13 protein-coding genes are annotated in these 9798 nt (G+C 72.2%); 7 read left to right on the plus strand and 6 right to left on the minus strand.

All coding sequences use genetic code 11. The features are described from left to right. Both J1C73_RS02190 and J1C73_RS02195 read right to left on the minus strand, forming a co-directional pair. Window positions 1-420 carry a hypothetical protein gene (locus J1C73_RS02190; protein WP_207314818.1) on the minus strand — a complete coding sequence of 140 codons (420 nt, stop codon included), beginning with the start codon at window positions 418-420 and terminating at the stop codon, window positions 1-3. Window positions 421-599: 179 nt separating this feature from the next. Then, window positions 600-902, minus strand: a complete 303-nt coding sequence (locus J1C73_RS02195; protein ID WP_123471339.1) for a hypothetical protein — start codon at window positions 900-902, stop codon at window positions 600-602. A 175-nt stretch (window positions 903-1077) separates the two neighbouring features. Between J1C73_RS02195 and J1C73_RS02200 the strand changes: the two genes are divergently transcribed. From J1C73_RS02200 to J1C73_RS02210, 3 genes are read left to right on the plus strand one after another with little or no spacing between them, the layout of a single operon-like run. Continuing rightward, window positions 1078-2589 carry an MFS transporter gene (locus J1C73_RS02200; RefSeq protein ID WP_123471338.1) on the plus strand — a complete coding sequence of 504 codons (1512 nt, stop codon included), beginning with the start codon at window positions 1078-1080 and terminating at the stop codon, window positions 2587-2589. Further along, the gene (locus J1C73_RS02205; protein ID WP_124284115.1) at window positions 2586-3164 is read left to right on the plus strand and encodes a TetR/AcrR family transcriptional regulator; all 579 of its coding nucleotides are present in this window, start codon (window positions 2586-2588) and stop codon (window positions 3162-3164) included. The genes J1C73_RS02200 and J1C73_RS02205 overlap by 4 nt, the downstream gene beginning before the upstream one ends. A gap of 43 nt (window positions 3165-3207) precedes the next feature. Continuing rightward, a complete protein-coding gene (locus J1C73_RS02210) occupies window positions 3208-3744 on the plus strand; it encodes a hypothetical protein (RefSeq protein WP_207314819.1) in 537 nt (178 codons plus the stop codon). Between the two features lie 31 nt (window positions 3745-3775). Here the strand turns inward: J1C73_RS02210 and def are convergent, their stop codons facing one another. Further along, a complete protein-coding gene (gene def / locus J1C73_RS02215) occupies window positions 3776-4435 on the minus strand; it encodes a peptide deformylase (RefSeq protein ID WP_207314820.1) in 660 nt (219 codons plus the stop codon). Between the two features lie 97 nt (window positions 4436-4532). Between def and J1C73_RS02220 the strand changes: the two genes are divergently transcribed. Next, the gene (locus J1C73_RS02220; RefSeq protein WP_207314821.1) at window positions 4533-5120 is read left to right on the plus strand and encodes an ArsR/SmtB family transcription factor; all 588 of its coding nucleotides are present in this window, start codon (window positions 4533-4535) and stop codon (window positions 5118-5120) included. Window positions 5121-5174: 54 nt separating this feature from the next. Here the strand turns inward: J1C73_RS02220 and J1C73_RS02225 are convergent, their stop codons facing one another. Together J1C73_RS02225 and J1C73_RS02230 are read right to left on the minus strand one after the other, a co-directional pair. After that, entirely contained in the window at window positions 5175-5663 is a 489-nt protein-coding gene (locus J1C73_RS02225; protein ID WP_207314822.1) for a GNAT family N-acetyltransferase, read from the minus strand. 187 nt (window positions 5664-5850) lie between these two features. Then, the gene (locus J1C73_RS02230) at window positions 5851-6198 is read right to left on the minus strand and encodes a hypothetical protein (RefSeq protein WP_123471333.1); all 348 of its coding nucleotides are present in this window, start codon (window positions 6196-6198) and stop codon (window positions 5851-5853) included. A 311-nt stretch (window positions 6199-6509) separates the two neighbouring features. Here J1C73_RS02230 and J1C73_RS02235 point away from each other — a divergent pair, with 311 nt between their 5' ends. After that, window positions 6510-7445: an acetamidase/formamidase family protein gene (locus tag J1C73_RS02235; protein WP_123471549.1), complete on the plus strand. Its 936-nt coding sequence runs from the start codon at window positions 6510-6512 to the stop codon at window positions 7443-7445. A gap of 55 nt (window positions 7446-7500) precedes the next feature. After that, the gene (locus J1C73_RS02240; RefSeq protein WP_207314823.1) at window positions 7501-8082 is read left to right on the plus strand and encodes a GNAT family N-acetyltransferase; all 582 of its coding nucleotides are present in this window, start codon (window positions 7501-7503) and stop codon (window positions 8080-8082) included. Between the two features lie 79 nt (window positions 8083-8161). Here J1C73_RS02240 and J1C73_RS02245 read toward each other — a convergent pair whose 3' ends face one another. Then, complete coding sequence (locus tag J1C73_RS02245) at window positions 8162-8911, minus strand: DUF1838 family protein (protein WP_207314824.1); 750 nt, start codon at window positions 8909-8911, stop codon at window positions 8162-8164. Window positions 8912-9096: 185 nt separating this feature from the next. Here J1C73_RS02245 and J1C73_RS02250 point away from each other — a divergent pair, with 185 nt between their 5' ends. Continuing rightward, a complete protein-coding gene (locus tag J1C73_RS02250) occupies window positions 9097-9714 on the plus strand; it encodes a hypothetical protein (RefSeq protein WP_207314825.1) in 618 nt (205 codons plus the stop codon). The last annotated feature ends 84 nt before the right edge of the window (window positions 9715-9798 follow it).

Below are 9798 nucleotides of genomic sequence, written 5' to 3' on the forward strand. Positions count from 1 at the left end.
TCATGACGGGCTGTGCCGCCGGATGAACGCCTCGACGAGCCGCTCCTCGGACGCGGTGGAGGGCTGAATGATCTCCACCTGGTCGTCCCCGATGATGACCGTGATCGATGTGACGCCGCCGGTCCCGTCCGCCCCGCCCGTGCCGTTCCCCGAAGGGGCGTTGCGTCCCTCGATCAGCCAGCCGCGGACCGTGTCGATGATCGGGACCAGGGTTCCGGCCCAGGTCACCACAAGGGTGGCCACCTCGACGACACCGCCCGAGCGCCGTCCGGGCGCGGGCCGTGAGGCGTAGGCCGGTACGACCCGCTCGGCCCCGTTCTCGGACAGCTTCCGGCCCAGATCGGCAGTCGCTTCCGCTCGTGCATCCCCGTTGAGGACCAGTTCGCAAGCGAACCTTCCGTCGGGCTTCGGCTCCACCACGTAGGACCTCCGTCTCTGCCCATAACCCTATGACGCACCGCCGCCGTACGGGAGTTCTTCGGGTACATGCGAGGCGGTACGAGGCGTGCGGGGCTGCGGCGATGCCGACCCGGCCGTCCCGGTGGACGACGCGTGGAAGACGATTGGAAGCCGGGTGGACGGCGTGGAGGGCTCGGCGCTCAGGCCGCGCGGCGGGTGACCGCCCAGGACGCGGCGGCCACCGTGCCCGCCACGGTGAAGACCGCCGGCCACGCGCCGATCTTCTTGGCGAGCGGGTGCGATCCCGCGAAGGCGGCCACATAGGCGGTGGTCAGACCGGCGGCGGCGCGCGGCCCGGCCTGCCGGTTCCACTCGTACGCCGCGGCGGTGCCCGCGGCTGCGAGGGCGACCCCGCCCAGCGGGCGCTTCCTCGTCCACCGTGCGACGGCGTAGCCGCCGACCAGTCCGCCCGCCGCCACTGCCGCTGCCGGGATCCTCGCCATCGCGGCCACCTCCACCTGTTCGTCCGTCGCCGGATCCGCTTCTCGGATCTGCTTCTCGGATCCGAGGCTAACGCGGCCTCCGGGCGCCCCGTCGCCGAGGGGGTGTACATGCGTTTACCCTGAGGGTGAACGCATGTACACCCCTGCCTTGACGCCGAGCACCGTACGGAGAGACATGCCCGCGGACATACCGGTCCCCGTCGATCCCGAGACCCCCGCAGTCCAGGCCCCGCACCCCCGCTTCGCCGTCGGCGTGCTGGCGTTCTGCGGTGTGGTGGTCGCGGTCATGCAGACGATCGTCGTCCCGCTGCTGCCGCACATCCCCGAGCTGACCGGTGCCACCCCCGCCGCCGCGAGCTGGCTGGTCACCGTCACGCTCCTCACCGGCGCGGTCTTCACTCCGGTCCTGGGCCGGGTCGGCGACATGTACGGCAAGCGGCGGGTGCTCGTCGCCTCGCTCGCGGTGCTGGTGGTGGGCTCGGTGCTCTGTGCGGTCAGCTCGCACATCGGGGTGCTGATCACCGGCCGCGCCCTGCAGGGCGCGGCGATCGCCGTCGTACCGCTGGGCATCAGCATCCTGCGCGACGAGCTCCCGCCCGAGCGCGTCCTGTCCGCCGTCGCGCTGATGAGCTCCACGCTCGGGATCGGCGCGGCCATCGGCCTGCCGGTCGCCGCTCTGGTCATCGAGAACTTCGAGTGGCACACCATGTTCTGGGTCTCCGGCGTGATCGGCCTCATCGACATCGCGCTGGTCCTGCGCTGTGTGCCGGAGTCCCCGCTGCGCAGCCGCGGCCGCTTCGACGCCGTCGGCGCGCTGGGCCTGTCCGCCGCGCTGGTCTGCCTGCTGCTCGCGGTCACCCAGGGCGCCGACTGGGGCTGGGGATCGGTCCGGACGGTCGGCCTGCTCGCGACCGCCGTCGTGGTGGCGCTGCTCTGGGGCGTGTACGAGCTCCGCGTCGCGACGCCCATGGTCGACCTGCGGGTCTCGGCCCGTCCGGCCGTACTGCTCACCAATGTCGCCGCCCTGCTGATCGGCTTCGCGTTCTACGCGAACTCGCTGGTCACCGCCCAGATGGTGCAGGAGCCGAAGGCCACGGGCTACGGGCTCGGCGCCTCGCTCGTCGTCAGCGGACTGTGCCTGCTGCCGGGCGGTGTGTCGATGGTGGCGCTCTCGCCCGTCTCCGCGCGGATATCCGCCAGGCGCGGCCCGAAGGTCAGCCTGGCGCTGGCCGCCGGGATCATCGCCGTCGGCTACGGGGTGCGGTACTTCACCAGCCACAGCCTCTGGATGATCATCGCCGGCGCGACGGTCGTCGCATCGGGCACGGCGATCGCCTACTCGGCCCTGCCCGCGCTGGTGATGCGCGGAGTCCCGGTCAGCGAGACCGGGGCGGCCAACGGACTGAACACCCTCATGCGGTCGATCGGACAGGCCTTCTGCAGTGCGACGGTGGCCGCCGTCCTGGCCAACATCACGTTCCAGGCAGGGGGCCGGACGGCCCCGACCCTCCACGCGTACCAGCTGGTCTTCGTGATCGCGGCGGGTGCGGCGCTCGCGGCCCTGGCCGTCGCGCTGTTCCTGCCGGGCCGCAAGCCTGCCGGGGCGGGTACGGTCGGGGAGAGCCGCAAGGCGCCGGGCATCCGCGAGGGCGGTGTACGGACAGCACCGATCCAGGAGGGCGCATGACCGGCGGCCAGGCCATCGCACCGGCTACCGGGTCCGCGGACGCGGGTACCGGCCGGGGCGCGATCCTGCGCGCGGCGCGGCGGGCGTTCACCCAGCGCCCGTACGCCGAGGTGACGATCCGCCGGATCGCCGCGGATGCCGGGGTGAGCCCGGCCCTCGTGGTCAAGCACTTCGGCCGCAAGGAAGAGCTGTTCAACACGGTGGCCGACTTCGGTCCGGCCGCCGCGGAACTGTTCGACGCCCCGCTCGGCCTGCTGGGCCGCCACATGGTCGTCACGCTGGTGACCCGCCGCCGCGAGCTCAAGTCCGACCCGCTCCTGCGCGTGGTGTTCTCCCTCGGCAACCAGGACGAACGCTCGCTCCTGCGCGACCGGTTCCACGAACAGGTCACCGACGCGCTGACCGCCCGGCTCTCCGGCCGGGACCGCGCGTTGCGCGCCGAGCTCCTGGCCGGACACCTCCTCGGCCTCGGCGCGACCCTCAGCCTCCACCGCGAGGGGGCCGGCGCCCTGGCCACCCCGGAACACATCGCCGACCTCTACGCGCCCGCGCTCCAGAAGCTGATCACCGGCTGAGCGGCCGGGTAGGGTCTGGGAATTCCGACGAGGGGGGCCTCTCATGTCTGTCCGTATCCGCGCCCGCAGACACGCTGCGGCACTGGCGGCTGCTGCCCTGGTGACCTCCCTGGCGGGCTGCTCCGAGGCGGCCACGTCGCGGGGGCCCGGAGACGATGTCCCGCAGGTGGCCCGGTCGACGCACGAGTCGGCCGACCGGGCCAGGACGGCCGAGGCCGCCCCGGAGACGGCGGGCGCGGGCGCCGACGCGCAGGAGGACCCGGCCGGACCCGAGAAGGTACGTGACGCCTTCGCCGGCCTCCAGGCCACCCTCGACGACACCTGCACCCCCGGTGCCGGGGACTGCGCCTACCTCCTGGGCCGGGTGAACGAGGAACTGACCGGGCTGGACGCGTCGATGAAGGCCGACCAGCAGGGGCCCGGCCACTTCAAGGAGCCCCTGGCGTGGACGGCCGCGCTGCGCACCACGCTGGCCGGTGACACCTCCGCGGCCAACCTGGAGAGGCACCACAAGGACCTGATCGGCACGCGCGACCGCATCAACACCTGGATGCAGAGTCACTTGGAGGACTACCGCTGACCCCGGGGCCCCGAACCGGGCGGCCGCGGAGTCACTTGCCCAGCTTCGCGGCCGACGCGGCACGCCGGGCGAACACCTCGTCCTTCGAAGCGGCCATCTCGCGCAGGGCCGTCTTCCGCTCCCGCCGGCCGAGCCGGTCCAGATAGAGGTGGCCGCGCAGGTGGTCCGTCTCGTGCTGGAGGCAGCGGGCGAAGTAGCCGCGGCCCTCGATCACCAGCGGACTGCCGTCCTTGTCCCGGCCGCGTACGACGGCACGGTCCGGGCGGGGTACCACGCGGTAGGGGCCGGGGACGGACAGGCATCCCTCGGACTCCTCGACCAGCCGGCGCTGCTCGGGCGCCACCTCGTCCAGAACGGGATTGGCGATGTGGCCGACATGGCGTACCCCCCAGTCGTCCGTGATGTCCCACATGAACAACCGCAGGTCCACGTCGACCTGGTTGGCGGCGAGTCCGGCGCCCTCCGCCGCCTGGTTGGTGGCGAACATGTCGTCGACCAGCCGCGAGAGTTGCGGGGTCCCGAACTCGGTGACCTCCCGGCACGGGCGACGCAGGATCTCCTCCCCGACGACGGTGATGCGGCGCACCGCACCCCGCTCGGCCTCCGGTGCGAACCGGGGAAAGGACTCGACGGGTACGCCCTGCACGCGGACCCGGCGGTCCTGTGAGCCGTCATCGAACCGAGCGGCCATGAAGCATCAACGCCTTCCGCGCATAAGGGAGTCGGCCGGGTGCGGCCGACGGCGACCGGCTTGACCGAATGCTTTGCAAAGTAGCACTCTTTGCAAAATGAGCGATGAGAAGCGTCAAGCAGCATCCACGGACCGACTGCCCCACCGCGCCCGCAAGCCGCTCCCGGACCACCCCGTGCGCGTGGCCCTGCTGGACCTGCTCGCCGAGGTCGGCACGGTGACGTCCACGGAGGCCGCCGCCCGGCTCGGCCACAGCTCCGGTCTCTGCTCCTTCCATCTGCGCCAGCTCGCCGCGCACGGCCTCATCGAGGAGGCGCCGCACAAGGGCGGCCGGGTGCGGCCGTGGCGGCTGCGCTGGGAGCCGGCCCGTGAGCCGGGCCAGGAGGCGCCGGAGGGGTTCGACGTGCTCGCGCGCGGACTGGAGGACGAGAGCTACCAGCACTGGCTGAGCCATCGCGACCAGGCGCCGGCCGAGTGGCAGCACGACGAGTCCTTCAGCGCCGTGGTTCATCTCACCCCGGCGGAGACGGCCGAACTCGCGGCCTCCGTACGCGACTTGCTGGACGGCTACCGGGAGCGGGACGAGCGCCCCGGGACGCGCCCCGCAGGCGCGGTGGCCGTGGCCGCGGTCACCAGGCTGTTCCCCCTGCTGCCCGACAACCCCGGTCGGCCGCCGAAGGTCTGACGCGCCGTCGGGCCTTCATGCCCGGCCCATGTCTGCCCATGCGGTCCGGCCTGTCTACGGGCGCGGGGCGGCCGGTCCAAGCTCCAGCTCGGCGACCACCTGGTCGCCGCTCAGCTCGCCGGTCGTCCGGAATCCGAGCTTGCGGTAGAACTCCTCGGGCCCGTGCGCGCCGGGGACGTACGAGACGGTCGTACGGGTCTGACCGCGCCGCCGCAGCTCGTCGTTGACGGCCTCCACCGCGAACCGTCCGTACCCGCGCGCCTGCTGTTCGGCGGCGATGTTCAGCCGCCAGAGCCCGGAGCGCAGCCGGTCGTCCGGCTGCTCGGGATGGAATTGGACGTCGAGGAAGGCCATGACGAAGCCCACGAGCTGCTCACCGTCGACGATCAGCCGGGGCCATGCGGTCGCGGGCGTGGCATAGGCCTGGGCGAGCGACCAGGCGACCGGTTTCACCAGTCCGTCCTGGTCCGGCCGGACCTTGAGCGCGCAGGCGTCCTCGACGTTGTCGGAGGTGACCGGTACGAGGCGGAGTGGGGAAGGCATCCGTGCAACCTACCTTCCGGTCCGGAACCCCGCCCGGCGATATCGGCGGCCCCGCCCGTTCCGCACGCACCGCCACCCCGTACGCACCGCCGCCGCCCCACGCGGAGGATGCGCGGAGCGGCGGAAGGAGGGAACAGGGAGGCACCGTGAACGCGAACGGCACACCCCGGATCCGGGGCGATCCGGATCAGCTGAAGACGACCGACCGGAGCTTCAGCCGGCTGGAGGCGTGGCCGCCGTTGGGCCGCAGGGTGTAGTGGGCGCCGTCGCAGTCGGGGCCGGTGAAGACCGTCGCGGTCGAACCGGTGTTGTTCGAGGGCGTGTCGGCCGGGTCCGAGGTGTCCGGGTCGGCCAGTCCGGGCAGGGTGACGCACTCCCGGCTGGGCGGGTCGAGCAGGGCGACCGTCTGCCGGTAGCCGTGGGACGTGGTGTACGTGTACACGAAGTCGCCGTCGGCCGCGCTCGCGGAGCCGGGCAGGCTCACGATGAGCGCGAGCGCGCCGAGGGCAGCAGCCGCAGTGGTACGAAGTCGCATGGTGGGGGCACTCCTTGTGGAATTCATCGCGCGGTTCATCCGAGGTCGGGCCGGAACGGGACAAGATCGTTCCGACCCGAGTCTGTCCCGGCGCCCAGCGCGCCGAGCCACGGATTCACCCGCACGCTGTACGCGCTCACCCGAACGGGAACCGCCGCATCGGTTCACTGTCGGCCATGTGGGTCACGCCCCGGACGGACCGCCCGGAAACCGGCCGTGTTGTGCAACCCGCACGACCGCGCCAGGATCGGCACCGCAGCGCACTGTCCTCATCGCACCGCATGGAACTCGACCTGGAGGCCCCACCGTTCATGAGTGACTTCAGCATCCACCGCGGACAGGTGCACCACGCCTGGGACCGGACGGTCAAGCCCGTCGCCACGCTCGCCCCCGGTGACGAGGCGGTCCTGGAGTTCCAGGACGCGAGCGGCGGTCAACTGGCCGCCGGATCGACCTCCGCAGACCTCGAAGAGCTCGACTTCGGCACCCTCAACCCCGTCACCGGCCCCCTGTACGTGACCGGGGCCGAGCCCGGTGACGCGCTGGTCGTCGACATCCTCGACGTACAGGTCGGGGAGTGGGGCTGGACGGCCTGCCTGCCCGGATTCGGGCTGCTCGCCGACGACTTCCCCGACCCGCACCTGCGCATCTCGGCGATCGCCGGTGGCTACGCCGAACTGCTGCCCGGCCTGCGGGTCCCGGTGGTGCCGATGATCGGGACGATCGGCGTCGCCCCGCCCGAGCCCGGACCGCACTCGGTCATCCCGCCCCGCCGCTGGGGCGGCAACATGGACATCCGCCACATCGGCCCGGGTGCCCGGCTCATCCTGCCCGTCGGGGTGGCGGGCGCCCTGCTGTCGGCGGGCGACGCGCACGCCGCGATGGGTGACGGCGAGGTCTGCGGTACGGGTGTCGAGACGCAGGCGACGGTGCGGCTGCGGGTGGACGTCCGCAAGGGGGCGGCGCCCCGCACCCCGGTCATCGAGACGGACCCGGTCAGCGCCCGGACCGGCGCCGCCCTGGCCACGACGGGCATCGGACCGGACCTGATGGAGGCGGCGAAGGACGCCGTCCGCGCGTTGATCGACGAGATCTCGGCCCGTACGGGGCTCGTACCGCAGGACGCGTACCTGCTGGCGAGCGTGGCGGCGGACCTGAAGATCTCCGAGATCGTGGACGCGCCGAACTGGGTGGTCACGGCCCATGTGGAGCGGGCGCTGCTGAACGGGGCGCAGGCGCAGACGTAGGCCCGGGGGCAGGCGTCGGGCGGTGCGGCCGGACCCGTCTGTGACCATTGCGGTCATGCCGCACTTGGTTGCTCCCGCGATTCCTGCCGGTGCACTGGCCGCGACCGGCCAGCCCACCCTGCCCGTCGCCGCCGAGGCGCTGCTGCGCCCCTGGCTGCTCACCGACGCCGAAGCGGTACGGGAGGCGTTCCGGGACCCGGCGATCCAGCAGTGGCACCTGCGGCGGGCCGATTCGGTGGCCGAGGCGCGGGGCTGGATCGAGGCGTGGCAGAGCGAGTGGCGGTCGGAGACGGGCGCCCACTGGGCACTGGTCGACGCGGAGAGCGGCGGGCTGTTGGGCAGGGTCGCCCTGAAGTCCTTCGCGCTGACCGACGGCACGGCTGAAATCGCCTACTGGACCGTCCCTTCGGCACGCGGCCGGGGCCTGTGCCCCCGGGCGGTCACGGTGCTCGCCCAGTGGGCGCTGTACGAGCGCGGGTTCCACCGCATCGACCTGGAACACGCGGTGGCCAACCACGCGTCCTGCCGGGTGGCGGCCAAGGCCGGATTCGAGGCGGAGGGCATCCGGCGCCGGGCGTGGCTGCACGTGGACGGCCGGCACGACGTACACCTCCACGCCCGGGTCCGCCAGGACTGAGGAGAGGCGCGGTGGCTGACGACGGGCCCGGTGGCTGACGACGGACACGGTCTCCCGCTGTTCCCGGACGCCCGGGCGGCTACTGCTTCGGTGGGTTGAGCTTGCGGAAGTACGTCCAGCTGGTCTCGTTCGGCTCGCTCCACTTCTCCGGGGCCTGAGCGAACTCCGGGTGGTGGTCGGCGACGTAGGCACGCGTCCGCTCGGGGACCTCGGCGTACGAGCCGAGCTTGCGGCCCCGGCAGTGGAAGGTGAGGCCGCCGGGCCGCTGTCCGCGGGCCATCCACGGGAGCCACGGCGACATCCGGGTCCACGACATGGTGGCCGGGACACTGGGTGCCGGGCCGGCCAGGTCGGCGCGGTCGGCGAAGAACTGGAAGAGCTCGAGGGCCTTGTAGGTGTCACCGGCCGAGTGGACGGGGTACTGGGCCACCGGCAGCGGCGAGGGGTAGGCGAGCGGGATCTCCAGGCTGAAGCAGACCTGTCCGCCGAGCTCGGTCGTCGGGATCGGGAAGGGGCGCCACTTCTGGTTCGCCGGGTCGTTCCAGACGTGCACCACCGGCAGGTCCTGCCAGGTCTCCAGGATCTCGCGACCGACGGGGTCCAGGTAGAAGGCGGCCTCGCGGGTGAGCAGTTGGTAGGCGTCCGGCCCGGCTTCGTCGTCCTGGACCAGACGGGCGACGTTGAGCCCCTCGAAGCCGAAGACGCGCTGGTAGGGCTCGTCGGGGGACCAGGCGTACACGTCTCCGGACCACCAGTACGTAACCTCCTCGCCGTCGAGCGAGGCGCGGGTGCGGGCGAAGGAGCGGAGCAGCTCTGCGGGTGTCGTCATACCCACTACTCTGCGCGGCCGCTGCCGACGCCGGGCGGGAAACACCCCGGCCGGGGCCGAAGTCGCCGGGAAGAGCCGCTCCCGGACCGGGCCGCGGCAAGACCCGAAAGAGACATCGGAGTCGTTGTGGCACCGATTGCCTCTCCCCGACATCTGTATCAGGGACCGGGAGAGGACTGAGAACTGTGCATCCATCGCATCGCTTGTGGTGTCTCGCCCTGTCCTGCGTCGTGCTCGCGGCCGTGACCGTCTCGTCCTGCACGCGGTCGGCGCCGGTCAGGGACGAGAAGCAGACGGCACGGGACGCCTACGCGGACGGATACGCGAAGGGCCGGGCGGTGCGGGAGTCGCGCGGCAAGGGGGCGTCGATCGCCGAAGTCGTCTGGGGAGGCTGTACGCGACGGGCGCTCGACGCCGGGCGGTTGGCCGAGGCGGACCGGGGGGCCTGGGTCGGGGGATGCCTGGACGGTGTGAGCGAGTTCGCCGAGGACCCACCTGCCGGCCGGGTGACCGTGCGGACGCAGGAGAAGGGGCTCCTTCCCGAATTCCGGGAATGGCTCGGAGAGGACGATCGCGCGCTCGCGACGCACGTCAGCGCGATCACCGTCGTGGAGCTGGGGACGTCCGACTTCGACGTCGAGCTGACGACGGACTACCGGCCCAGCGCAGCCGACAGGTTCGACGCCGAGGAGATGTCGGCCGAGTTCGTCGAGTGGTGGGACGGGGACGACGGGGACGGGAAGGCCCAGAACCTCGTCGTCCGTGGATCCCATGGGGAGAAGATCGCAGCGCGCAGACTGTAGGGCTGAGCTGGGCTGACCTCAGCTGGGCTCGGCGTCAGGGTGCCTTGAGCAGTTCCCGCAGACGGCCGACGTGCGCCTGGATAT

The sequence above is a fragment of the Streptomyces laculatispora genome, from assembly GCF_017353455.1.
GTDB lineage: Bacteria > Actinomycetota > Actinomycetes > Streptomycetales > Streptomycetaceae > Streptomyces > Streptomyces laculatispora.